The sequence below is a fragment of the Catenulispora sp. EB89 genome (genome assembly GCF_041261445.1).
GTDB lineage: Bacteria > Actinomycetota > Actinomycetes > Streptomycetales > Catenulisporaceae > Catenulispora.
On record NZ_JBGCCU010000002.1, the window covers coordinates 110,730 to 134,871 of the forward strand.

Below are 24,142 nucleotides of genomic sequence, written 5' to 3' on the forward strand. Positions count from 1 at the left end.
CAAAGTCGGCACCGAGATCAACCCGGCTGGACACACACGCGGGTCCATGGCACTTTGGGCCACGAGGAGGGGCCGTTCATGACCGCAGAACCCGCGAACATCGCTCTGGAGACGCAGGGCCCGCAAGGGCCGGCGCCGGCGCTTGAATCAGGGCTGGAATCAGCACTGGAAACGGTGCGCGTTCCCAAGTACTACCGCCTGAAGCAACACTTGCTGGACCTCACCCAGACGATGCCCCCGGGCACCCCGGTCCCGCCGGAACGCCTGCTCGCGACCGAGTTCGACACCTCGCGCACCACCGTCCGGCAGGCGCTGGCCGAGCTGGTCGTGGAGGGCCGCCTGGAGCGGATCCAGGGCAAGGGCACCTTCGTGGCCAAGCCGAAGGTGGCGCAGTCGCTGCAGCTGACCTCCTACACCGAGGACATGCGGGCCCAGGGCCTGGAGCCGACCTCGCGGCTGCTGGAGATGGAGTACGTGGCCGCCGGAGTGGAGCTCGGCGAGCGCCTGGGCATCCGGGCCTCGGCGAAGGTGCTGCGCATCAGCCGGCTGCGACTGGCCAACGGCGAGCCGATGGCGATCGAGACCACGCACCTGTCGCAGCAGCGCTTCCCCAACCTGCGCAAGCTGCTGGGGCGGTACTCCTCGCTGTACACGGCGCTGGCCGAGGAGTACGGCGTGCACCTGGGCGAGGCCGAGGAGACCATCGAGACCGCGCTGGCCACCCCGACCGAGGCCGGGTTGCTGGGCACCGACACCGGGCTGCCGATGCTGCTGCTGTCGCGGCACTCGATCGACACCGAGGGGGAGCCGGTGGAGTGGGTGCGGTCGGTGTACCGGGGCGACCGGTACAAGTTCGTGGCGCGGTTGAAGCGGCCGGACGACGAGTAGCGCGCGCCGGGGCGTGACCCGACTCACCCCGCGATCGCGCGGTCGGGGCCCCGGCCTCCCGTAAAGTCGCGTCGTGTCCATCGTCGTAGTAACCGGAACCAACACCGACGTCGGCAAGACCGTCGTCACCGCCGCCGTGGCCACCCTCGCCGCGACCCGCGGCACCTCCGTGGCCGTCGTGAAGCCGGCGCAGACCGGGGTGACGCCCGACGGGCCGGGCGACCTGGCGACCGTCCGGCGGCTGGCCGGCGTGACCGATCTGCACGAGTACGCCCGCTACCCGGACCCGCTCTCCCCCGCCGCGGCCGCGCGCCGCTCGGGCCTGCCGCCGCTGGACTTCGACGAGACCGTCCGGCGGATCTCGGAGCTGGCCCACGGGTCCTCCGGCACCGACGGCCGCCGCCTGGTGCTCGTCGAGGGCGCCGGCGGCCTGCTGGTCCGCAACGACGAGGACGGCGGCACCCTGGCCGACCTCGCGCACGCGCTCAAGGCGCCGGTGCTGCTGGTCGCGCACCCGAACCTGGGCACCCTGAACATCGCCGCGCTCACCCTGGAGGCGATGGCCGCCCGCGGCCTGGACCTCGCGGGCATCGTGCTGGGCTCCTGGCCCGCCGACCCCGACCTGGCGATGCGCAGCAACATCCGCGACCTGGAGACGATCGGCGCCCGCCCGCTGGCCGGCGCGCTCCCCGAGGGCGCCGGCGCGCTCGACCCGGCCGAGTTCCTCCTCGCCGCCCGGGCCGCCCTGGCCCCGGCGTTCGGCGGCACCTTCGATCCGGCAGAATTTCGGCAGACCTGGGACCCTCGGAAGGCGGCCTGAACCATGACAACCACCGAACAAGACCTCGACATCCTCGCCGAGGCCCGGCGCCAGGTCCTCGACGAGGGCAGGGGGCTGACCGAGGAGCAGGTGCTGCGGGTGCTCCGGCTCCCCGACGAGGCGCTGCCGGAGCTGCTGCAGCTGGCGCACGAGGTCCGCGACAAGTGGTGCGGCCCGGAGGTCGAGGTCGAGGGCATCGTCTCCCTCAAGACCGGCGGCTGCCCGGAGGACTGCCACTTCTGCTCCCAGTCCGGCCTGTTCCCCTCCCCGGTCCGCGCGGCCTGGCTCAACATCCCCGAACTGGTCGAGGCGGCCAAGCAGACCGCGGCCACCGGCGCCACCGAGTTCTGCATCGTCGCGGCCGTCCGCGGCCCCGACGCGCGCCTGATGAAGCAGATGCGCGAGGGCGTCAAGGCGATCCAGGACGCGGTCGACATCCAGGTCGCGGCCTCGCTCGGGATGCTGACCCAGGAGCAGGTCGACGACCTGGCCGACATGGGCGTCCACCGCTACAACCACAACCTGGAGACCGCCCGCTCCCACTTCCCCAACGTGGTCACCACCCACACCTGGGAGGAGCGCTGGGACACCCTGACGATGGTCCGCGAGGCCGGCATGGAGGTCTGCTGCGGCGGCATCGTCGGCATGGGCGAAACCCTGGAGCAGCGCGCCGAGTTCGCGGCGCAGCTGGCCGCCCTGACCCCGGACGAGGTCCCGCTGAACTTCCTCAACCCGCGCCCGGGCACCCCCTTCGGCGACATGGAACCGCTGAGCGCGCAGGAGGCGCTGAAGACGATCGCGGCCTTCCGCCTCGCGCTGCCGCGCACCATCCTGCGCTACGCCGGCGGCCGCGAGATCACCCTCGGCGACCTGGGCACGGAGCAGGGGCTGATGGGCGGGATCAACGCGGTGATCGTCGGCAACTACCTGACGACGCTGGGGCGCTCGCCCGAGGAGGACCTGGCGTTGCTGACGAAGCTGGAGATGCCGATCAAGGAGCTGTCGAAGACGCTCTGACGGCCTGCACCCACGCAGCCAGCAGCTGGAGGGCCGCCTCGGCCGGCGAGCCCTCCGGCACGGTCTGCATGATCAGCGCCTGGTCCGGGTCGTCGGGGGCGCGGAAGGTCTCGTAGTCGAGCGTGATCTCGCCGACGACCGCGTTGCGGTACGTGTAGCTGCCGTGTGTCTTGTCGCGCACGTCGTGCCGCGCCCAGATCTCCGCGAACTCCGGGTTCCGGCACAGCTGCGCGACCAGCGCGCCGAGCGCCGGGTCGGCCGGGTGCCGGCCGATGTCGAAGCGCACGTAGGCCGCGACGTCCGCCATCTTCTTGGCCGGGTCCGCGAACACCGCGCGGAAGCCCTCGTCGTGGCAGATCAGCCAGGCCAGGTTGCGCTCGTGCGGCGCCAACGTCCCGAAGTCGGTCAGCAGCGCGGCGGCCAGCCGGTTCCACGCCAGCACGTCGGTGCCCAAGCCGACGACGTACGCCGGCACGTCGGTCGCGGACTCCAGCAGCCGCCGCAGCCCCGGCCGCACCTCCTGCGGCTCGCGTCTGCCAGTCCCCTGATACACCTGCGGCTGGTACGGCCGCGCGAGCCGGTACAGGTGCTCGCGCTCCGTCGCGTCCAGCTGGAGCGCCCGGGCGACGGCGTCGAGGACCTCCTCGGAGAACTGCAGCGTACGGCCCTGCTCCAGCCGCACGTAGTGGTCCACGCTGACCCCCGCCAGCAGCGCCAGCTCCTCACGCCGCAGGCCCGGCACGCGGCGCCGGCCGCCGTAGTCGGGCAGCCCCACCTCGGCCGGGTTCAGCCGGGCCCGCCGGGACCGCAGGAACTCGCCCAACTCCGCACGCCTGTCGATGCTCACGCTCCTGCCTAACATGTGCGGCGCATCCTGGTCATCCCATGCCTAGGCATCGCACGGTCCTGGGTAAGCCGCCGCGCGAGACGGATCGTTATGGCCATGACGAACGAGACCACGAACACGGCACTGGACACCACCCGCCTCGGCACCACCGACATGACCATCACCCGCGTCGGCTTCGGCTCCTGGGCCGTCTCCGGCAGCGGCTGGTCCTACAGCTGGGGCGCCACCGACGACGCCGAGTCCGTCGCCGCCATCCGGCACGCGGTCGACTCCGGCGTCAACTGGATCGACACCGCCGCGGTCTACGGCCTCGGCCACTCCGAGGAGTTGGTCGGCAAGGCGGTCGCGGCCTACTCCGACGCCGACCGGCCCTACGTCTTCACCAAGGTCGGTCTGGTCTGGGACCCGGAGAACCCGCACCAGCAGCCGATCCGCACCATGAAGCCGGCCAGCGTCCGCCGCGAACTCGAGGACTCCCTGCGCCGCCTCGGCGTCGAGCGCATCGACCTGTACCAGGTGCACTGGCCGGACACCGGCGAGGCCATGAGCGCGGTGGCCGGGGACGGCGGCGACGGCTCCGTCTCCTCGAACCACACCCCGCTGGAGGAGTACTGGCAGCTGATGGCCGACCTCAAGGCCGAGGGCAAGATCCGCGCGATCGCGCTGTCCAACCACAACGCCGCGCAGCTGACCGTCGCCGAATCCATCGCGCACGTCGACGCGATCCAGCCGCCGTTCTCCGCGATCAACCGCTCGGCCGCGCCCGACATCGCGTGGGCGAAGGAGCACGACACCGGCGTCATCGTCTACTCCCCGCTTCAGTCCGGCCTGCTCACCGGCACCTTCTCCGCCGAGCGCGTCGCGAACCTGCCGGCCGAGGACTGGCGCCGCGCGCATCCGGACTTCTCCTCCGGCCTGGCCGCGAACCTGCGCATCGCGGACGCCCTCAAGCCGATCGCCGCGCGGCACGGCGTGAGCGTCACCGAGATCGCGATCGCGTGGACGCTGGCCTGGCCGGGCGTCAGCGGCGCGATCGTCGGCGCCCGGACCCGGGTGCAGGTGGACGGCTGGGTGAACGCCGGCGCGGTGCGGCTGACCCCGCAGGACCTGGCCGAAGTCGCCGCGGCGATCGGTCTGTGACCCGGAGGAGCGTGAATCCCAGCTGCGAGACCAGACCCCGCCGGGTGCTGCGGATCGGCTTCGAGCGGTGAGGTGACCCTTGCGGAAGCCAGGTGCGGGCGGAAAGCTACTGACTCGTAACTTCGCCCCAGTCCGCCCGAGCCCCCGCAGGTGACCGCCGTGACCGAAGCACAGCCCGAAACCCCGCAGCCGCTGCACGGCGGCCAGATCTCCGTCGAGGTGGCCCGAGCCCACGGCGTCGAGACGATGTTCACGCTCTCCGGCGGACACGTCTTCTCGCTCTACGACGGCGCGGTGAAGGCCGACCCCCCGATGCCGATCCTGGACGTCCGGCACGAGCAGACCGCGGTCTTCGCCGCCGAGGCCACCGCCAAGCTGACGCGCCGGCCGGGGCTGGCCGTCCTCACCGCCGGCCCGGGCATCACCAACGGCGTCTCGGCGGTCACCACCGCGCACTTCAACGGCTCCCCGGTGGTCGTGCTCGGCGGCCGGGCCGCGGATTCCAACTGGGGCAAGGGCGCGCTGCAGGAGCTGGACCACCCGCCGCTGCTGGCCCCGGTGACCAAGCGCTCGGCGACCGTGCACACCACCGCGACCCTGGCCGCGGACCTCGACGACGCCTTCGCGCTCGCCGACGCGCCGCACCGCGGCCCGGTCTTCCTCGACCTGTCGCTGGAGGCCGCGTTCGACGTCGACGCCGAGCCGCTGCCGGCGGTCGGGGCCCGCGCGGCCGTCGCCCCCGACCCCGACGCGCTGGCTGCCATCGGCGAGCTGCTGGCCCGCGCCGCCAAACCGGTGCTGGTACTGGGATCCGACGTCTGGATGGACGGCGCCGAGGCAGCGGCGCTGGCCTTCGCCGAGGAGACCGGCGTCCCGGTCATCACCAACGGCATGGGCCGCGGCATCCTGCCGCGCGGCCACCGCCAGCTGGTGACGCGGGCCCGCTCGGCCGCGTTCGGCGGCGCGGACCTGGTGATCGTCGTCGGCACGCCGCTGGATTTCCGGTTGGGCTACGGGCTGTTCGGCGGACGGGACGGCAGCCCGCTCGCGCCGGTGGTGCACCTGGTCGACTCCCCGGAGCAGGTCAGCGGCCACATCGGGCTGGCGGCGAGCGCCGCCGGGGATCTGGCCGCGGCGTTCGAGGGCATCGCAGAGTCCTGGCGTGGGTCGGCGAAGCCGGGGGCGTACGCGGACTGGCTGAACACGTTGCGGGACAAGGCATCCGCGGCCATCGCCGCCGACCAGGAGCTGCTGACCGCGGCCTCGGATCCCATCCACCCGGCCCGCATCTACGGCGAGCTGCTGCCGCGCCTGGCCGACGACGCGGTGGTGATCGGCGACGGCGGCGACTTCGTCTCCTTCGCCGGCCGGTTCGTGGAGCCGGGGCGCGCGGGCTGCTGGCTGGACCCGGGCCCGTACGGCTGTCTGGGCACCGGCCTCGGCTACGCGATCGCCGCTCGGCTCGCGCGGCCGACGTCGCAGGTGGTCCTGATGCTCGGCGACGGCGCGGCCGGCTTCTCGCTGATGGACGTGGACACCCTGGTGCGGCACGGGCTGCCGGTGGTGATGGTGATGGGCAACAACGCGTGCTGGGGCTTGGAGAAGCACCCGATGCAGGCGCTGTACGGGTACGACGTCGCCGCCGACCTGAACCCGGACGCGCGCTACGACAAGGTCGTACAGGCGCTCGGCGGCGGCGGGGAGTTCGTCACCGACCCGGCGCAGATCGGGCCGGCCCTGGACCGGGCCTTCGCCTCGGGCGTCCCGTACCTGGTCAACATCGCCACCGACCAGGCAATCGCCTATCCGCGATCGACCACGGGGCTGTGAGTTCTGTAGCCTCCAGCGCGTGACTGACTGGGTGACCATATCCTCGCTGGCCACCGCCGGGACCACGGTGATCCTGGCGGCGGCCACGCTGAAGTCGGTGCGCTCGGCCTCGCGCGCCGCGGCCGCCGCCGAGCGGGCGGTGCTGGTGGGGCTGCGGCCGGTGCTGCTGAACTCGCGGCTGACCGACCGCGACGAGAAGATCTTCTGGGCCGACGACCACTGGGCCGTGGTGAGCGGGGGTCGGGGCTACGCCGAGATCGTGGACGGGGTCATCTACTTCGCGATCTCCGTGCGCAACGCCGGCGCGGGATTGGCGGTGCTGCAGGGCTGGGCGGTCGCCGAGGAGCGCCGCGGGCCGGAGGACCAGCACACGGCGCCGCAGGACTACCGCCGGATGATCCGCGACCTGTTCATCCCGGCGCACGACATCGGCTACTGGCACGCCGCGCTGCGCGACGCCGACGACCCGCAGTACGCGGCGATGGAGGCGGCGATCAAGGAGCGGCGGGTGTTCACCGTCGAGATCCTGTACAGCGATCACGAGGGCGGGCAGAGCAGCATCTGCCGGTTCGTGCTGCGGCCCCGGGACAAGGACGGGAACCTGGCGGACTGGATCTCCGGGGTGGGGCGGCACTGGAATCTGGACCGGCCGGATCCTCGGGCTGCGTGGTCTGGGTGAGGGGGCGCTCGGGTGGGTCTTTTGCGGCTTCGGCGACGCGCCGTATTCCCGTTGAGCACCGGCGACGCACGGGTTAGCGTCGGGTGTCATGAGCGCTGAGACGACCGCCCCGCAGCCGGACCCGGAGAAGTGGCTGGAGTACAACCGGGCCAACTGGGACGAGCGGGTGCCGATCCACGTGGACGGCCGGTTCTACGACCTGGACTCGTTCGCCGCGGGCCGGGAGACGCTGGAGCCGTTCGAGCTCGCCGAGGTCGGGGACGTGCGCGGCAAGCACCTGCTGCACCTGCAGAGCCACATCGGGACCGAGACGCTGGGCTGGGCCCGGCACGGCGCGGCGGTCACCGGGCTGGACTTCTCGGCGCCGGCGATGGAGGCCGCGGCGAAGCTGGCGGAGCGGATCGGCGTCACGGACTCGCGGTGGGTCACGTCGAACCTCTACGACGCGGCCGAGGCGCTCGGCGGGGAGCAGTTCGACGTCGTGTACACCGGCAAGGGCGCGCTGTGCTGGCTGCCGGACATCGAGCGGTGGGCCCGGGTCGCGGCGTCGATGGTGAAGCCGGGCGGGTTCCTGTACGTGTCGGAGTTCCATCCGTTCGGGAACACGCTGGACGACGAGGCCGGGCGGACGGTCGCGTACGACTACTTCGACCGGTCGCCGCAGGTGTGGGACGAGCCCGGGACGTACGCGGACTTCGAGGCGCGGACGCAGCAGAACGTGAGCGTGGAGTTCTACCACGGGATCGGGGAGATCGTCAGTGCCCTGATCGGCGCGGGGCTGCGGCTGGAGTTCCTGCACGAGTTCGACATGACGCTGTTCTCGCGGTTCCGGACGCTGGAGCGGCGGGACGAGGTCTACCGGCTGCCGGAGGGGCAGCCTCGGGTGCCGCTGATGTTCTCTTTGCGGGCTTCCAAGCCCGCGGCGGGTGAGACACCAAAGCTCTGATGTCCGAGCCGCTCACAGCTTCGCCATGAACCGTTCGGCGTTGACGATGACGCGGGTGATCTCGCCCTCGCCGACCAGGCGGCCGTCGGCGTCGTGCGCGGCCACGGTGAAGCGCAGGAGGCGGTCGTCGCGGTGCGCGAGATCAGCGCTGGCGGTGACGGTACCGCCGACCGGCGTGGGGTAGACGTGGTCGAAGCGGATGCGGGTGCCGACGGTGGTCTGGCCTTCGGCCAGGAGCCGCGCGGCGGCCACGACCGTCGCCTGCTCGGCGAGGGCGATGAGGCGCGGGGTGCCCAGCACGGGGAGGTCGCCGGAGCCCACGGCGCGGGCGGTGTCGGCTTCGGTGACGTGGAGGGTGGTTTGCGCTTGGAGCGGGGCGGCTTCGGCGGCGGGGGTTTCGGGGGTCCCGCCGGCATCGTGGGCGTCGTGGGCTCCGTGTGCTTCGGTCACGCGTAGACCCTACACAGGCTGTGGAAGGCGCCCCGCCGGCGCATGAGCTCCGACCAGCTGCCGCGTTCGACGACGCGGCCGGCGTCCAGGACGACGATCTCGTCGACGTGCTCCAGCCCGGTGAGCCGGTGCGTGACGAGCAGCGTGGTCTTCGGCAACGCGAGCAGGTCGCGCAGGAGCGCGTCGGCGGTGGCGGGGTCGAGGTGCTCGGTCGGCTCGTCGAGGAGCAGGACGGGGAAGTCCGCCAGCAGCGCGCGGGCCAGCACGAGGCGCCGATGCTGGCCCCCGGAGAGGCAGGCGCCGTGCTCGCCGACGAAAGTGCCGAGGCCCGCGGGGAGGGTGCGGACCCAGTCGGCGAGGCGGGCGCGGGTGAGGGCGTCTTCGAGGTCTGATGCGGTGGCGCCGGGGCGCGCGAGGCGGAGGTTCTCGCGCAGGGTGCTATCGAAGACGTGGGCGTCCTGGGCGCAGAGGCCGATGACGCGGCGGACTTCTTCAGCGCGGAGGGCGGTGGTGGGGGTGCCGCCCAGGGTGATCGGGGAGTTGGTATCGGGGTCGACGAGGCGGAGCAGGGCACTGATGAGGGTGGACTTGCCGGAGCCGCTGGGGCCGACGACGGCGACCTTGCGGCCGGGAGCGAGGTCGAGGTCGAAGTCCCGGAGGGCGGGCTGCTCGCGCCCGGGCCAGGTGACGCTGAGGCTGCGGACGCGGATGGTGTGGTCCGCGGGCAGCGGGACCGGCTGCGCGGGCTCGCGGACGGCGTCGGGAGCCGCGAGGACTTCGCGGACGCGGCGCTCGGCGGTTCGGGCGCGACGGAGGTGCTGGAGGGCTTGGGGGAGGCCGGCGGTGGCCTCGGCGAGGGCTAATGGAGTGAGGATGAGGACGGCTAGGAGCGTGGCGGGGAGGGCGGCTGCGGTCGCGGCGTGGCTGGCGGTCGCGGCGGCGTGACCGGCAGTCGCAGCGGCAGCAGCGACGTGGCCGGTAGGCGCGGCGGCAGCAGCGACGTGGCCGGTAGGCGCGGCGGCAGCGGCGGCGTGGCCGGTAGGCGCGGCGGCAACAGCATGACCGGCAGCGGCACCAGCGGTCGCGGCGCCTTGACCAGCAGCGGCACCGGCAGTCGCGGCAGCAGCATGACCGGCGGCGACGGCAGCTTGGCTGGCGGTCGCGGCAGCTTGACCGGCAGCGGCACCAGCGGTCGCGCCGACTTGGCCCGCTGGCCCCGCCGACCTCCCGTGCAGAGCCTCCAGCGCGGCGTAGGCAGCGCCCCAGACCGTCGTGCCTGTAGCCAGGACGGCGAGCCCGGTACCCATGCCGCGTGCTCGGGCGGACCGGCGTTCCGTGGCGGTGAGATCGTGGTCGGCGGCGTTGATGCGGGCGAGGCGTGGCCGGACCGCGTCGGCGGCGATCAGGTCGGGGGCGCCGCGCAGCAAGTCGTGGAGTTCGGTCGTGAGGTGGCCCTTCGCGGGCGCCACGTGCTGGTCGGCTTTGGCTGAGGTGCGCGCCGCCGCCACGGGAATCGCGATGCCGCCGACGATCAGACCGAGCGCCGTGATCGCCGCGACGCTCGGGAGTGCCTGCGCCAGCGCCGCCACCGCGAGGGTGCCGGCCGTCGTCGCCGCGATCGCCGGCAGCAGGAAGCGGAGGTAGCGGTCCTGGACCGCGTCGACATCGGCCACGAAGCGCGCCAGCAACTCGCCGCGCCGCCGCCCCGGAGCCTGGCGCGTGAGGCGGTCGTAGGTGCGGGCGCGCAGGTCGCCGAGGATGCGGTACGCGGCGTCGTGCGCGACCAGGCGCTCGGCGTAGCGGAACACGGCGCGGCCGATGCCGAGGGCGCGGACGGCCGTGATGGCGATCATCAGGTCGAAGATCGGAGGCCGCTGCGCCGCCCGCGAGATGAGCCACGCGGAGGTGGCGGTCAGGCCGACCGCGGAGGCCAGCGCGGCGGCGCCGAGGGCCGCCGCGAGGGCGAGGCGCGCGGTGGGGTGGCGGTGGCGGCCGGGGGCGGGCTGCGGAGGTTGCGCAGCGGCGGGGTCGCATGCTGATGGTGCGGCGGCGGGCAACAGTTCGGCCTGAGGGGGGTATGGTTCGCGGTCGTTCGTGGCGGGGCCGACCGGGACCACGCGATCCGCGAGTGCCGCCAGCGCTGTGCGGTGTGCCACCACGAGCGCGGTGCGGCCTTTGATCAGGGTGCGGATGCTGGCCACGACCTCGGCTTCGGCGGCTGCGTCCAGGGATGCCGTGGGCTCGTCGAGGAGGAGGACCGGGCGGTCGGCGAGGAAGGCTCGGGCGATGCCGAGGCGTTGGCGTTGGCCTGCCGACAGGCCGTGGCCGCCTTCGCCGATGCGGGCTGACAGGCCGCCCGGGAGGGCCGCGACGAAGTCCGCTGCCGCTGCCGACCGGAGCGCTGCCCAGACTTCCGCGTCCGATGCCTCCGCGCGGGCCAGGCGCACGTTCTCCGCCACCGTCCCGGCGAACAAGTACGGATGCTGCGGCAGCCACGCCACCGGTCCGGCCGCGGGTGCCACGGTCGCCGAGCCCGACGACGCCTCCACGAAGCCCAGCAGCGCCTTCAGCACCGTCGACTTGCCCGCGCCCGATGCCCCGACCAGGGCCACGCACTCCCCCGGCGCGACGGTCAGTGAGAAGTTCGACAGTGCGGGTTCGGTGCGGCCCGGGTAGCAAACTGTCAGGTTGTTGATATCGATGCCGCCGGGGGCGTCCGAGGATCGTTGGCTCGGGACCGGAACAGCTGCAGGAGCAAGCGATGGAGCAGGAGCAGGAGCAGAAGCAGAAGCGCTGGGAGCCGTCTCCAAAACCCCCAAAACCTCCCCCGCGGCAGCCTTCCCCTCCGCACTCGCGTGATAGAAAGCCCCCACCTGCCGCAGCGGCCAGTAAGCCTCCGGCGCCAGAATCAGCACCAGCAGCCCCGTCCGCAGGTCCAGCGTCCCGCCCACCAGCCGCAGCCCGACCCCCACCGCGACCATCGCCACCGAGATCGTCGCGGCCAGCTCCAGCACCAGCGACGACAGGAACGCCACCCGCAGCGTCCCCAGCGTCGCCGCCCGGTCCTCGTCCGTCGCGCGGCGGATCGCGGCGGCCTGCGCCCGCGCGCGGCCGAACACCAGCAGGTCCGGCAGACCCGCGACCACGTCCAGGAAGTGCCCCGCCAGCACATCCAGGGCGCGCCGGCGGCGCTCCACGTGCGTGCGCGTCGCCACGCCGACCAGCCACAGGAACAGCGGGATCAACGGCAGCGTCACCAAGACAACGACGCCCGATTCCCAGTCCGCGGCGAACAGCACCGCCAAGACCGCGGCCGGCACCGTCGCCGACAGCACCACCTGCGGCAGGTAGCGCGCGAAGTAGTCGTCGAGGCCGTCCACCCCGCGCGTCGCCAGCGTCACCAGCGGGGCCGTCTTGCGCGTCGCCAGCCAGCGCGGGCCCAGCGCCATCAGGTGCGCGGCCAGCCGCAGGCGCAGCGCGGACTTCACCGACGCCGACGCCCGGAACGCCGCCGTCTCCGTCGCCCAGGACAGCGCCGCCCGCGCGCAGACGCAGCAACCCAGGACGGCCAGCCACGGCCAGACCGAAGCTGCCGGAGCCGACACCCCCGCCGCCGCCCGCGCGAACCCCACAGCGATCAGCGAAGCCAGCGCCCACGCCTGCCCGATCACCGCCAGCGCCGACAGCGTCCCGAGCACCGCGCACAGCGCCACCCACGGACGGACCGCCTCGGCCTCCCGCGCCAGCCGCCGATCGAGCATCAGCAGCCCGCAAGAACGGAAAGCAGCCGCATCAGTGCGCCGCCGGAATGTTCCGGACCCCGATGCGCTTGCGGAACACCCAGTACGTCCAGCCCTGATAAAGCAGCACCAGCGGCGTGAAAACGCACGCCACCACGCTCATCACCGTCAGCGTGTAATGCGACGAAGCCGCCGAGTGCACCGTCAGCGACCACTGCGGATCCAGCGACGACGGCATCACGATCGGGAACATCGCGATGAACATCGACGCCACCATCGTCGCCACCGCCGCCCCCGACAGCACGAACGCCCAGCCGTCCCGCCCGAGCCGCACCACCGCCGCGCAGGCCAGCAGCGCCACCAACGGCACCACCCCCACCGTCCACGACAGCGGCCCGCCCCAGTGCCCGTTGATCCGGCCCAGCAGCACCCCGACCAGCACCAGGCTCACCAGCGCGCCGGGCACCGCCAGCCGCCGCGCGCCGTCGCGGATGGGCCCGCGCGTCTTCAGCGCCGTGTAGACGGCGCCGTGGGTCAGGAACAGCGCCAGGAAGGCCAGGGCGCCGACGAGGCCGTCGAAGGTGGTGAGGAAGTCGGACATCCGGCCGTGGAAGTTCATGTCGTCGCCGATCTTGGTGCCGGAGAACATGCAGCCGAACACCAGGCCCCACAACAGCGGCGGGAGCAGCGAACCGAGGAAGATGCACCAGTCCCACCACGCCCGGTGCCGGGCGTCGCTCTTGCCCCGGTACTCGAAGGCGACGTTGCGGACGATCAGCGACAGCAGCACCAGGAGCAGCGGCACGTAGAACCCGGACAGCAGGGTGGCGTACCAGTTCGGGAACGCCGCGAACGTCGCCCCGATCGCGGTGATCACCCACACCTCGTTGCCGTCCCAGACCGGGCCGATGGTGTTGATCAGCACCCGGCGGTTGGCCTCGTCGCGCGCCAGGACCTTGGTCAGGATCCCGACCCCGAAGTCGAAGCCCTCCAGGAAGAAGTAGCCGATCCACAGCACCGCGATCAGCAGGTACCAGAAGTTCACCAGGCTCACGGCCGTCTACCTCTCAGTGTCAGTACGCGAACGCAAGTGGCTGATCCTCGTCGCCGTCCAGAGACGGAGGAGTGGCGACCGGGGCGACGTCATGAGCACCCGCCCGCGCGTACTTGACGCACAACCCCACCTCGACCACGGCCAGCACCGCGTAGAGAGCCGCGAACAGGATCAGCGAGGTCAGCACCCGGCCGGCCGGCACCGACGTCGAGACGCCCTCGCGGGTGCGCATCAGGCCGTACACGATCCAGGGCTGGCGTCCGGTCTCGGTGAAGATCCAGCCCCACGCCGAGCCGATCACCGGGAAGACCAGGGTCCACAGGCCGAACCGCCAGAACCACCGGCCCCAGCGGCCCGACGGCGTGCGGCCCCGCCGGGTGAACCAGAGGCCGAACAGCGCCACCAGCACCGAGAACATCCCGAAGCCGATCATCCAGCGGAAGGACCAGTACGCCATCGGGATCCACGGCCGGTAGTCGCCGGGGCCGTACTTGGCCTGCTCGGCGGCGTTGGTCTGGTTGATGCCCGGGACCGGGTCGTGGAAGTTGCCGTGGGCCAGGAAGGACAGCAGGCGCGGGATCTCGATCTCCACCGAGTTGCGGCCCTTCTCGACGTCGCCGACCGCGAACACCGAGAACGGCGCCGGCCCCTGCGTGTCCCACAGCGCCTCGGCCGAGGCCATCTTCATCGGCTGCTGCTCGAACATGACCTTGCCCTGCTGGTCCCCGGTCAGCGCGACGCCGACGCCGGCGATCAGCAGTGCCCACAGGCCGACCAGCAGCGAGGGTCGGAAGACCGCGGGCTGCTGCTTCTTGCGCAGGTGGTAGCAGGAGATGCCGACCAGGGCGGCGCCGGCGCACAGGAAGCAGGCGGTCAGGACGTGCAGGAAGGTGATGACGGTGGTCCGCTGGGTGATCACGGCCCAGAAGTCGGTGAGCTCGGCGCGGCCCTTCAGCTCGTTGAACACGTAGCCGACCGGGTGCTGCATGAAGGAGTTCGCGGCCAGGATGAAGTAGGCGCTGGCCATGGTGCCGAAGGCGGCGATCCAGATGCAGGCCAGGTGCACGCCGCGGGGCAGCCGCTCCCAGCCGAAGATCCACAGGCCCAGGAACGTGGACTCCAGGAAGAACGCCAGCAGCGCCTCGATGGCCAGCGGCGAGCCGAAGATGTCGCCGACGAAGCGGGAGTACTCCGACCAGTTCATGCCGAACTGGAACTCCTGCACGATGCCGGTGACCAGGCCGAGGGCGAAGTTGATCAGGAACAGCCGGCCCCAGAACTTCGTGGCCTGGTAGTACTGCTCCCTGCCGGTGCGGTGCCAGGCCGTCTGGAAGCCCGCGACCAGGAACGAGGTGCCGATGGTCAGCGGGACGAACAGGAAGTGGTAGACGGTCGTGATCGCGAACTGCCAGCGGGCCACCGACACCGGGTCCATCGCGGCGGTCACGGACTGGTGCACGGCTCGGCCTCCTACCGACAAACTGACGCGGTCAGCTGATCACGCAGGGTAGTGGAGGCGCGTTCTGTGATGTCAAAGGCGTGTCACCTGTTCGGCGGCACGACCAGGCCGAGTGTTATTTTGCCTGCATGGATTTCTGCGGGCAGTGCGGCGAGCCGACGGCCGCGACCGGCCACGAGCGGTGCGCCGCTCGGGCGGAGCTGGAGCCGCCGCGGTACTGCGGGCACTGCCGCCGCCGGATGGTGGTGCAGGTCGTGCCGACGGGGTGGTCGGCGCGCTGCGTCGAGCACGGGACCGTCACCAGCTGAAAAAGAGCACCGTTCTCCGTAGAACGGTGCTCCGGAGTGTCAGGGCCCTCAGCCGATGACGGCGATGAGGTCGCCCTCCTGGACCACGTCGCCCTCGGCCACGGCCAGGCGCGACACCTTGCCCGAGACCTCGGCCAGGACCGGGATCTCCATCTTCATGGACTCGAGGATCACGAGGGTGTCGCCGTCCTCGACCTCGTCACCCTCGGCCGCCACGATCTTCCACACGTTGGCCACCATCTCGGCGCGGACTTCCTCGGCCACGTTCGATGCTCCCTCGCAGTCACAAGCTAAAGATGTACGTGCGCATCCAATCACGCCGTACCCGCTCCATGCCCGCGCAGGGGCCGCCAATCACTCCCCGACCATCCTGCTCAGCGACTCCACGACCGTCGGGTCGTAGTGCACCGCCAGCCCGAGCCGGATGTGGCGCAGCGCCTCGGTGCGCTCGGCCGCCTCCGGTGCCGCGCCGGCCAGGTCGTCGTAGTCGTTGGCGACCCGCAGTATGCGGCTGGGCAGCGGGCCGGCGGCGCCGAACGGGTCCGGGTGGTGCTCCACGATCTCGGCGGCGTTGCCCAGCGCCCCGGCACGGCGGATCACCTCGGCGCCGGCCCGGGCGAGCTCGCGCTGGCGCAGCAGGGACAGCGGGGCGGTGCGGCCGCCGTGCACGGGCTCGGCGACCGAGAGCTGGCCGATGTCGTGCATCAGCGAGGCGTACTCCAGGTCCAGCAGCTGCGCCTCGCTCAGCCCGAGCTCGCGGCCAATACGCAGGCAGGTGCGGGCCACCCGGCGGGCGTGGCCGGGCTGGGTCAGGCCGGCCACCTCGGTGATGCGCGACAGCGCCCTGATCGTCTCCAGGTGCACTTCCTTGATACGGGCGAAGCGGCGCAGCGCCAGCTGGGTGAAGGCCAGCGGCAGGCACAGGGCCGGCAGGACCCAGATGGACATGGTGCGCGAGGCCAGGGTGACCAGCAGGGCGGTGGCCACCACGGCCAGCCCGACGCGGGTGGTGAAGGTCAGCTCGTCGCGCGCCGCGGCCAGGATCGGCCGCCGGTGCTGGCCGGCCTGCAGGATCGAGCCGACCACGCCGTCGCTGACGATCGCCAGCAGCAGGAACCCGGCCGTCGCGGCGCCCACCGCGAGGCTCTGCAGGTGGTGGGTGAGGTACTCCGGGTCGACGACGAGCGCCTTGGCCAGGCCCGGGTCGTCGGGCCGGGTGCCGAGCACCCAGCGCAGGTAGAACATGCGGAACAGCCACGCGGTCAGGGCGACCATCAGGAACCGGCGGACGGTGTAGTCCAGGGTGGTCGGGCGCCGGACGGCCAGGTGCGGCACGGAGCCGACCAGGAAGCCGAACGCCGCCACCGCGACCGCCTGCGGCGCGTTGTGCAGCGCCGGCTGGTGGCCGATCTCGGTGAGCACGGCGTAGGCCAGGCCGGTGGCCGCACCGAGCGGCGCCGCCTCGCGGCCGCCGGGCAGCCGGACCCGGAAAGCCTCGCCGGCGGCGATGATCGCGCCGAAGGCCAGGGCGTAACCGGGCTGGCTGAAGCCGTGGACCGCGCAGGAGGCGACCGCGGCGAACGCCACGAAGCTGGCCAGGACCAGCAGCAGCGGGTTGCTCTGCGCCCACGCGGTCTGCGCGTCGCTGTCGGAATCGAAGGCCCGGTGGCTCGGGGGCTTGGCGTGGTTCATGCCGAGGACTCCTCGGAGTCCTTCGCGTCGGGATCGCGCGGCGGCCACGCGGCGTCGCCGGGGCCGAAGAAGTGGAGCGTCGACGACGAACCGCCGGCGCCGTGCAGGAACCACGCGGGTCCGGCCGAGGACCCGTTGCGGCTGTCGGCCTCGGCGAGATCGGAGAGGTCGGCGAGGTCGGCGGCTTCGGCGGCGGCCTTCGAGGCCTCGGCGGGCGGCTCGGGCGCGGTCCACGGCTCCGGAGACGGCGTCCAGGCCTCGGGGTCGCCGGTCTTGGGCGGATGGACGGGGGCGACGCCGTCGCCGTCGGCGGCCGGCTCGACGACGAGTTCCGTGACGGAACCGGTGACGTCGTGGCAGGGGACGACCGGCTTGCGGAGGTCGAAGTCGGCCGCGGGCTCGGGGCCGCGCGGATCGGGGTCGGCGGCCGGCGTGGCGGCACGAACGCGCATCGAGCCTCTGGGGTCGCCGCGCAGGCCGGGGTCGACCGGCCAGCGGGGGGACGGGTTGGCGGCGCGCTGGGGGTCGGTGGATTTCGGGGCCTCGGGTTCGGGCTCCGGCTCGGGCTCCGAACCGAACGCCGCCGCCAGATCGGCCAGATGCTGGAGGAAGGCCGAGCGATCCGGCACGACCGAAATCTCGTGATCGGGGTCGGGCTCCGGCTCGGCATCGAGAGGCACCCCGGTGTCGGCCGATTCAGGCTCGGCGCCCGCGATCGCGCTGCTCTGCTGGATCACCCGCTCGGCAGGCGGCGCCTCGGGGTCCGCGACCGGGTCACTCGGCCGCATCCCGGGCGCGGCGGGCAGCGCCTCGGCGCCCGCAAGCTCGGCAGGCGGCACCTCGGGGTCCGCGACCGCGTCGCTCAGCCGCATCCCGGACGCGGCGGGCAGCGGCCCGGCACCCGCAAGCTCGCGCTCGGCAGGCGACGCTCCGGAGTCCGCGACCGCGCTGCTCCGCTGGATCACCCGCTCCGCAGGCGGCGCCTCGGAGTCCGCGACCGCGTTGCTCTGCTGCATCCCGGGCGCGGCGGGCAGCGGCCCGGCGCCCGCAAGCTCGGCAGCCGGCGCCTCGGGATCCGCGACCGCGTCGCTCGGCTGCATCACAGGCTCGGCCAGCGGCGCCTCGGCGTTCTCAGCGTTCTCAGCGTTCTCGGCCGCCTCGCCGTCCCAGGCCCAGCCCTCGTCGGGCTCCGGCCCCGCCTCGCGCACCACGGCCGAGTGCATCCGCTCCGACCAGCCGTCGTCGAAGTCCGCGCCGGCCGCACCGCTCACGCCGGCCGCCAACTCCGGCTCCGGCTCGGTCACCCGCTGCCCCGGGATCCCGCCCAGCAGCTCCGGCACCGGCCGCGTGCCGTCCTCGGGGCCCGGCTCCCCGCCGTGCTCCAGCCAGCTCGGGTACCAGTCCGAGAACCACTCCACCGGCACGAACGGGTCGTCGTGGTCGGCGAAGGAGAAGCCCGGCACCCGCTTGGGCAGCGGCCAGGGGCCGGTCGCCGCGGCGGCGGTCGCCTCGTCCTGCGGGGGCTCGGCGGGCACCAGTTCGGTGGGCAGCCAGGGCTGGCCGGAGCGCTCCGCGAGTTGCAGCGCGGCCTCGAAGGCCTGGACCAGCGCCGGGTCGAACTGGGTGCCGGCGCCGCGGCGGAGTTCGGCCACCGCCTGCTCGACCGAGCGGGCCGCGCGGTAGGAGCGGGTGGAGGTCATCGCGTCGAAGGCGTCGGCGACGCCGATGATGCGGGCGAACTCCGGGATCTCGTCGCCCGACTTGCCCGTCGGGTAGCCGCGGCCGTCGAGGCGTTCGTGGTGGTACAGGACGCCCTCGTAGACCTCGGTGAGGAACCGGATGTCACGCAGCACCGCGACCCCGTGGTTGGGGTGCATGCACATGAGCTTGAACTCTTCCTCGGTCAGGCCGCCGGTGCTGGTGAGCAGCCGGGTCGGGACGCCGAGTTTGCCGATGTCGTGCAGAAGCCCGGCGAAGCGGAGCATCACCAGGCGGTCCTGCGGCATCTTCAGCTGCTCGGCGAGCATCTCCGCGCCGCGCGCGACCCGCTCACTGTGACCGCGGGTGTAGGAGTCCTTGATCTCCACGGCCTGCACCAGCGCGGCGATCGTGCCCTCGTGCGCCGCGCCCTCTTTCGCGTACTGCGACAGGCTCCAGTGCGCTATGTACATCGGCACGACCACCAGCGGGGCGGTGTACCAGCCGATGTCGTCCCACAGCGACAGGAAGATCAGCGCCAGCACGCCCGAGGAGTAGTACGGCATGGTCGCGCGCTTCAAGTCGCCGCGCAGCGCGTCCACGAACCGGATGTGCGTCGCCAGCCCGGAGTAGCCCGCGATGATCAGGCCGTTGACCACCAGGGAGGCGGTGACCGCCGCCGCGGAGGGCCACAGGAACTCCGGGAAGGACAGGAAGTGCCCCGGGACGTGGCCGCCGGCCAGGTGACACACGGCGGCCCCGGACGCCGGCACCAGGCTCGACATCGCGGAGTTGACGATCTGTTTGGTCCAGGTCCAGCTCGGCAGGCGGGGCCACGGCACCGAGCTGATCAGCCCGACGATGGCGGCCGCCGGCGGCGCCAGGACCAGCACCGTGATGAGCGTGACGACCAGGGAGACCGACATGGTCCAGCCCGAGGTGCCGATCTGCACGCGCGAGAGCCGCTCGGCGGCGACCACCAGCGCGCACAGCGCCAGCAGCAGGGGCAGGTGGGTCCTGGACAACGGCAATGTGGCGATGGCTGCAAAGGCCACCGCCACCAAGCCGAAGATGTAGCACCGCACGGAGAACGGCATCGGTCATCCTCTAGTCCGCGCAGGGAGCGCGTCGGCACCGGTCAACGCAAAACCCTGTCACGAAACTCCCGGTGGGTCCACAGGCCGACACATGGGGCGGCGCCGGCCCGTGGCCCTACTGGAGTTGGGATCACCCGACTCAGACACCACCGTCGCCAAGACGAATCATCGCGGACCACCATCCCTCGAATTTCGCCCGCGGCTGTCGGGCAGACCGCGGGAATGGATCAAAGCACGTACGAGTACAGAGGAAAAACAGCCGCCAGTCAAGAAAAGATCCACTCTTCCGAGTGGATCCGACCGGAACGCGCCAGGGGCACGCCATAGGCGTGCCCCTGGGACCGTTCTCCGTACCGCTATTCTCCGGCGCCGCCCACGGCGACCTCGCCGCGCACCTGCCGGATCCGGGCGAGCACCTTGTCGCGCAGGTCGACCGGCGGCTCGTCACACCCGCAGCAGCGCTGCACGAGCTTCTTCACCATCGCGTCCAGCCCGTACTTCTCCAAACAGGGCTGGCACTCGTCGAGGTGGCGCTTTACCGCCGCACAGTCCTCATCGGGCATCTCGTTGTCGATGTACTCGTAGAGATGGTCGAGGACCTCGGTGCACGGCGTCTCGTGCGGCTGGCCGCAGCTCATGGCGCTTCAGTTCCCTTCCGCCGAGGCGGCCACCAGGCCGCGCTCCCGCGCGTAGTCCTCAAGCATCGCACGGAGCTGCCGGCGCCCGCGGTGCAACCGCGACATCACGGTGCCGATCGGGGTGCCCATGATGTCGGCGATCTCCTTGTAGGCGAAACCCTCGACGTCGGCCAGGTAGACCGCGATGCGGAACTCCTCGCCGATGGCCTGCAGGGCTTCCTTCACATCGGAGTCCGGCAGGTGGTCCAGCGCCACCGTCTCGGCCGAGGGCAGACCCGCCGAGCTGTGCGACTCGGCCCGGGCCAGCTGCCAGTCCTCGATCTCCTCGGTCGGGCTGACCTGGGGCTCGCGCTGCTTCTTGCGGTAGCTGTTGATGAATGTGTTGGTGAGGATCCGGTACAGCCAGGCCTTGAGGTTGGTGCCCTCGCGGAACTGGTGGAAGGAGGCGAACGCCTTCGCGAAAGTCTCCTGGATCAGGTCCTCGGCGTCGGCCGGGTTGCGGGTCATCCGCAGCGCGGCCGGATAGAGCTGGTCGAGATACACCAGGGCGTCGCGCTCGAAGCGCTCGTTGCGCGCGTCCTCGGACTCGCCGGGGTCTACGCGCGGCGCATCGGCCGTGCTCTCGGCGGATGCGGCGGACACGGCTTCGGCGACAGGCATCTCCTCGGCGATGACGGCCTCGCCACGTGCGTCGTCAGCGGTCACGGCGACCGTCCTCACCTCCTCGGGGTTTCCCGAAGAGCTTATCCAAGGCGAGACCCCCGACAAATCGATCTTGACTGCCGGACGCCGCTGCTTCAGTGCCAAAGTCATTCCTGTCCCCTCGACAACGTGGTCGGACCCTTGAGGGTTCAAGCGTTGTAACCGAGGACAGGGCAGGTGTATTCCCGTGCACGGACCGCCGTGAGCTGGGCCGTACCCGGTGTGACGAACGCCTCACGCGGCGTCGGTGATCTCCCGTGCCGCTTTGCAGTCGTCGGCCATCCGGTCCAGCAGGGCCTCGACCGAGTCGAACTTCAGCGTGTCGCGCAGGCGCGCGGCGAACTCCACGGCCACGTGCGTGCCGTACAGGTCCAGGTCGTCCCGGTCCAGCGCGTACGCCTCGACCCGCCGGTCGGTGCCGTCGAAGGTCGGGTTGGTGCCGATGGAGATCGCGGCGGGGTGCCGGACGGACTTCTCCGGCTTGTCGACGTCGGTGATCAGCCAGCCCGCGTAGACGCCGTCGGACGGGATCGCGGCGAACGGCACGGTCTCCACGTTCGCGGTCGGGTAGCCCAGCTCCCGGCCCCGCTGGTCGCCGCGCACCACCACGCCCTCGACCCGGTGCGGCCGGCCCAGCAGCGCCGCGGACTCGGCCACCGTGCCCTCGCCGATCAGCGCGCGCACCCGGGTGGAGGAGAAGCGGTTGTCCGCGCTCTCGCCCTCCGGGCCGCGCAGGCTGACCGGCACGACCTCGAAGCCGTAGCGGGTGCCGGCCTCCTGCAGGGCGGCGGCGTCGCCGGCCGCCCGGTGCCCGAAGCGGAAGTTGGCGCCGACCACGACGGCCCGCGCGTGCAGGTGCTCGACCAGCACCAGCCGGATGAACTCCTCCGGCGCCCAGCGCGAGACCTCCAGGCTGAACGGCAGCACCAGCACCGCGTCCACGCCCTCGGAGGCCAGCAGCTCGGCGCGGTGGCGCTGGGTGGTCAGCAGCGGCGGGTGGCTGCCCGGCCGCACGATCTCGCTGGGATGCGGGTCGAAGGTGAGCACCACCGTCGGCAGGCCGAGCGCGCGGCCTTGGGCGACGGCCGTGCGGACCACCTCGCGGTGGCCGCGGTGCACGCCGTCGAAGACGCCGATCGTGACGACCGAGGGGCCGAAGTCCTGCGGGACCTCGGCGGTGCCGTGCCAGCGTTCCACGGGGGTGCCTGCCTTGTGGTTGAGAGAGGTTGCCGACACACAAGAGTGCCATCCGGGGCCCGCTGACGCGCAATCGGTCCCCAGCACGAGCTGTATCCCGACATTCAAAATCTGTGGCCTAGGACTTTTGGACCATGGATGCGCCCCTTGGTGCCATAGGTTCAGTGCATAGCTTCAGTGCACAGGTCAGATGAAGACAGCGACCGGCTTGGCTTTCTTCCCGCTCGGCAGGTCCTCGTACAACGCCAGGAACCGGCCGTCCGGCCCGAACACCGCCACCGGCTCGCCGGGCCGCTCGGAGGCGGCCAGGAAGCCGCCGTGCGCGACCGCACCGGCCTCCTCGACGGTGAGGTCCCGGGCCGGGAACGCGGCCCGCGCGGCGGCGTCCAGCGGGACCACCGGCAGCTCCCCGCCGCCGTCCACCAGCTCGGTCAGCTCGGCCAGCGGGCGCGCCAGGTCCAGGCCGTAGGGCCCGACCGCGGTGCGCCGCAGCATCGTGAGATGCCCGCCGACGCCGAGCTGTGCGCCGAGGTCGCGGGCCAGGGCCCGGATGTAGGTGCCGGAGGAGCACTCGACGGTCGCGTCGACGTCGACCAGCGCGCCCTCGCGGCGGATGCCGTGGACCTCGAAGCGGTGGATCGTCACCGGCCGCGCGGCCAGCTCCACCGTCTCGCCCTCGCGCACCCGCTTGTAGGAGCGGACGCCGTCCACCTTGATCGCCGAGACCGCCGACGGACGCTGCAGGATCGCGCCGGTGAATGACGGAATCGCGCCACGAATCATGTCATCTGACACACCCGAGGCGTCGGCGCTTCCGGTCAGCTCGCCCTCGGCGTCGTCCGTGATCGTGCTCTGACCCAGGCGGATGGTGGTCTCGTACGTCTTGCGAGTGAGCGCGAGGTGGCCCAGCAGCCGCGTGGTCTTCTCCACGCCCACCACGAGCACGCCAGTGGCCATCGGGTCCAGCGTCCCGGCGTGGCCGACGCGCCGGGTGCACGCGAGTCTGCGCACCCGGCCCACCACGTCGTGCGAGGTCCAGCCGGCCGGCTTGTCGACGATCACCAGACCGCCCGGGCCGTCGTCGGCCTTCGTCCGCTTGCCCACCGGCTCAGGCGTCCTTGTCCTCGTCCTTGGTGTCGGGGTCGTCGAGGTCGTCGAACTCGTCGTCGCGCGGGGCCCGGTAGGGGTCCGGCTCGCCGGCGTAGCTCGCCGTGGCCGCCGCGTCCCGGACCGCCGCGTCCGAGACCGCGACCTTGGCCAGCAGGTCCTCGATCTGCCGGGCGCCCTCCGGGATGGCGTCGGCGATGAAGGTCAGCGACGGCGTGTGCTTCACCCCGGTCTGCCGGCCCACCTCGGTGCGCAGGATGCCCTTGGCCGACTCCAGGGCCGCCTCGGACTCCGCGCGCTCGTCCTCGTTGCCGTACACGGTGTAGAACACCGTGGCGTCGCGCAGGTCGCCGGTGATGCGGACGTCGGTGATGGTGACGAATCCGAGCCGGGGGTCCTTGACCCGGTTTTTGAGGGTCTCGGCGACGATCACCCGGATCCGGTCGGCCAGCTTCGCGGCGCGCGTTCCGTTGTTCGCCATGCGAACTCACTCCTTCTTGCTCGGATTTGTCTAGTCGTCCTCGTCGCTGTGCAGCCGTCTTCGGACGCTGAGCAGCTCGATCTCCGGGCGCCACGCTACGGCGCCCTCGAGATCGTCGAGCACTTCGTTCACTCGTGCGGCGGTGGCCGCGACCACCGCGACGCCGATCTCGGCGCGCCGGTGGAGGTCCAGGTAGCCGGTCTCGGCGGCGCCGACTCCGGCGCGCTTGTCCAACTCGGCCAGGATCGGCTTCACGATCCCGCGCTTCTCCTTCAGCGAGTGGACGTCGCCGAGGAGGATGTCGAGGGTCATAGTCCCCACGAACACTGCACATCAGGGCCAACCCGGCCCA

22 protein-coding genes are annotated in these 24,142 nt (G+C 72.1%); 8 read left to right on the forward strand and 14 right to left on the reverse strand.

The genetic code is table 11. The features are described from left to right. Positions 1–78: 78 nt before the first annotated feature. From ABH920_RS04110 to bioB, 3 genes are all read left to right on the forward strand, one after another. Positions 79–888, forward strand: a complete 810-nt coding sequence (locus ABH920_RS04110) for a GntR family transcriptional regulator (RefSeq protein WP_370346935.1) — start codon at positions 79–81, stop codon at positions 886–888. Between the two features lie 73 nt (positions 889–961). Further along, positions 962–1,708: a dethiobiotin synthase gene (gene bioD / locus ABH920_RS04115; RefSeq protein WP_370346938.1), complete on the forward strand. Its 747-nt coding sequence runs from the start codon at positions 962–964 to the stop codon at positions 1,706–1,708. A 3-nt stretch (positions 1,709–1,711) separates the two neighbouring features. After that, positions 1,712–2,725, forward strand: coding sequence for a biotin synthase BioB (bioB, locus tag ABH920_RS04120; RefSeq protein WP_370346940.1), 1,014 nt, complete (start codon positions 1,712–1,714; stop codon positions 2,723–2,725). Here bioB and ABH920_RS04125 read toward each other — a convergent pair. Beyond that, the gene (locus tag ABH920_RS04125; RefSeq protein WP_370346942.1) at positions 2,700–3,572 is read right to left on the reverse strand and encodes a helix-turn-helix transcriptional regulator; all 873 of its coding nucleotides are present in this window, start codon (positions 3,570–3,572) and stop codon (positions 2,700–2,702) included. The two genes, bioB and ABH920_RS04125, sit on opposite strands and share 26 nt — an antisense overlap. Positions 3,573–3,668: 96 nt before the next feature. On the opposite strand from ABH920_RS04125, the gene ABH920_RS04130 reads away from it, so the two are divergent. The 4 genes from ABH920_RS04130 (at position 3,669) to ABH920_RS04145 (ending at position 8,167) form a co-directional block, all read left to right on the forward strand. Continuing rightward, positions 3,669–4,712, forward strand: coding sequence for an aldo/keto reductase (locus ABH920_RS04130; RefSeq protein ID WP_370346944.1), 1,044 nt, complete (start codon positions 3,669–3,671; stop codon positions 4,710–4,712). A 150-nt stretch (positions 4,713–4,862) separates the two neighbouring features. Further along, positions 4,863–6,542: an acetolactate synthase gene (locus ABH920_RS04135; RefSeq protein ID WP_370346946.1), complete on the forward strand. Its 1,680-nt coding sequence runs from the start codon at positions 4,863–4,865 to the stop codon at positions 6,540–6,542. Positions 6,543–6,561: 19 nt separating this feature from the next. Then, on the forward strand, positions 6,562–7,221 hold the full coding sequence (locus tag ABH920_RS04140) for a hypothetical protein (protein WP_370346948.1): 660 nt from the start codon (positions 6,562–6,564) through the stop codon (positions 7,219–7,221). An 88-nt stretch (positions 7,222–7,309) separates the two neighbouring features. Further along, entirely contained in the window at positions 7,310–8,167 is an 858-nt protein-coding gene (locus ABH920_RS04145; RefSeq protein WP_370346950.1) for a class I SAM-dependent methyltransferase, read from the forward strand. 12 nt (positions 8,168–8,179) lie between these two features. On the opposite strand, the gene ABH920_RS04150 is transcribed toward ABH920_RS04145, so the two are convergent. The 4 genes from ABH920_RS04150 to ABH920_RS04165 are packed head-to-tail and all read right to left on the reverse strand — an operon-like array spanning position 8,180 to position 14,858. Further along, on the reverse strand, positions 8,180–8,617 hold the full coding sequence (locus tag ABH920_RS04150) for a thioesterase family protein (RefSeq protein ID WP_370346952.1): 438 nt from the start codon (positions 8,615–8,617) through the stop codon (positions 8,180–8,182). Beyond that, entirely contained in the window at positions 8,614–12,378 is a 3,765-nt protein-coding gene (gene cydD / locus ABH920_RS04155) for a thiol reductant ABC exporter subunit CydD (protein ID WP_370346954.1), read from the reverse strand. The genes ABH920_RS04150 and cydD overlap by 4 nt, the downstream gene beginning before the upstream one ends. Before the next feature lie 31 nt (positions 12,379–12,409). After that, positions 12,410–13,411, reverse strand: a complete 1,002-nt coding sequence (cydB, locus tag ABH920_RS04160) for a cytochrome d ubiquinol oxidase subunit II (protein WP_370346956.1) — start codon at positions 13,409–13,411, stop codon at positions 12,410–12,412. Positions 13,412–13,430: 19 nt separating this feature from the next. Continuing rightward, positions 13,431–14,858: a cytochrome ubiquinol oxidase subunit I gene (locus tag ABH920_RS04165; RefSeq protein ID WP_370347979.1), complete on the reverse strand. Its 1,428-nt coding sequence runs from the start codon at positions 14,856–14,858 to the stop codon at positions 13,431–13,433. A 140-nt stretch (positions 14,859–14,998) separates the two neighbouring features. Here ABH920_RS04165 and ABH920_RS04170 point away from each other — a divergent pair, with 140 nt between their 5' ends. Further along, positions 14,999–15,178, forward strand: coding sequence for a hypothetical protein (locus tag ABH920_RS04170; protein WP_370346958.1), 180 nt, complete (start codon positions 14,999–15,001; stop codon positions 15,176–15,178). A 48-nt stretch (positions 15,179–15,226) separates the two neighbouring features. On the opposite strand, the gene ABH920_RS04175 is transcribed toward ABH920_RS04170, so the two are convergent. The 9 genes from ABH920_RS04175 to ABH920_RS04215 all read right to left on the reverse strand — a co-directional run bounded on the left by ABH920_RS04175 (position 15,227) and on the right by ABH920_RS04215 (position 24,117). After that, positions 15,227–15,442 carry a biotin/lipoyl-binding carrier protein gene (locus tag ABH920_RS04175; protein WP_015796282.1) on the reverse strand — a complete coding sequence of 72 codons (216 nt, stop codon included), beginning with the start codon at positions 15,440–15,442 and terminating at the stop codon, positions 15,227–15,229. Positions 15,443–15,532: 90 nt separating this feature from the next. Further along, positions 15,533–16,870 carry an HD-GYP domain-containing protein gene (locus ABH920_RS04180; RefSeq protein WP_370346961.1) on the reverse strand — a complete coding sequence of 446 codons (1,338 nt, stop codon included), beginning with the start codon at positions 16,868–16,870 and terminating at the stop codon, positions 15,533–15,535. After that, positions 16,867–19,665 carry an HD domain-containing phosphohydrolase gene (locus ABH920_RS04185; protein WP_370346963.1) on the reverse strand — a complete coding sequence of 933 codons (2,799 nt, stop codon included), beginning with the start codon at positions 19,663–19,665 and terminating at the stop codon, positions 16,867–16,869. The genes ABH920_RS04180 and ABH920_RS04185 overlap by 4 nt, the downstream gene beginning before the upstream one ends. Positions 19,666–20,021: 356 nt before the next feature. Then, positions 20,022–20,303, reverse strand: a complete 282-nt coding sequence (gene rsrA / locus ABH920_RS04190) for a mycothiol system anti-sigma-R factor (protein WP_194913101.1) — start codon at positions 20,301–20,303, stop codon at positions 20,022–20,024. 6 nt (positions 20,304–20,309) lie between these two features. Then, on the reverse strand, positions 20,310–20,963 hold the full coding sequence (locus ABH920_RS04195) for a sigma-70 family RNA polymerase sigma factor (protein WP_370347981.1): 654 nt from the start codon (positions 20,961–20,963) through the stop codon (positions 20,310–20,312). Between the two features lie 276 nt (positions 20,964–21,239). After that, positions 21,240–22,202 carry a bifunctional riboflavin kinase/FAD synthetase gene (locus ABH920_RS04200; RefSeq protein ID WP_370346965.1) on the reverse strand — a complete coding sequence of 321 codons (963 nt, stop codon included), beginning with the start codon at positions 22,200–22,202 and terminating at the stop codon, positions 21,240–21,242. 186 nt (positions 22,203–22,388) lie between these two features. Then, positions 22,389–23,306 (reverse strand): tRNA pseudouridine(55) synthase TruB, encoded by a 918-nt coding sequence (gene truB, locus ABH920_RS04205; protein WP_370346967.1) that lies wholly within the window; start codon positions 23,304–23,306, stop codon positions 22,389–22,391. A 4-nt stretch (positions 23,307–23,310) separates the two neighbouring features. After that, on the reverse strand, positions 23,311–23,790 hold the full coding sequence (gene rbfA, locus ABH920_RS04210; RefSeq protein WP_370346970.1) for a 30S ribosome-binding factor RbfA: 480 nt from the start codon (positions 23,788–23,790) through the stop codon (positions 23,311–23,313). Positions 23,791–23,820: 30 nt separating this feature from the next. After that, the gene (locus tag ABH920_RS04215; protein WP_370346972.1) at positions 23,821–24,117 is read right to left on the reverse strand and encodes a DUF503 domain-containing protein; all 297 of its coding nucleotides are present in this window, start codon (positions 24,115–24,117) and stop codon (positions 23,821–23,823) included. Between the last annotated feature and the right edge of the window lie 25 nt (positions 24,118–24,142).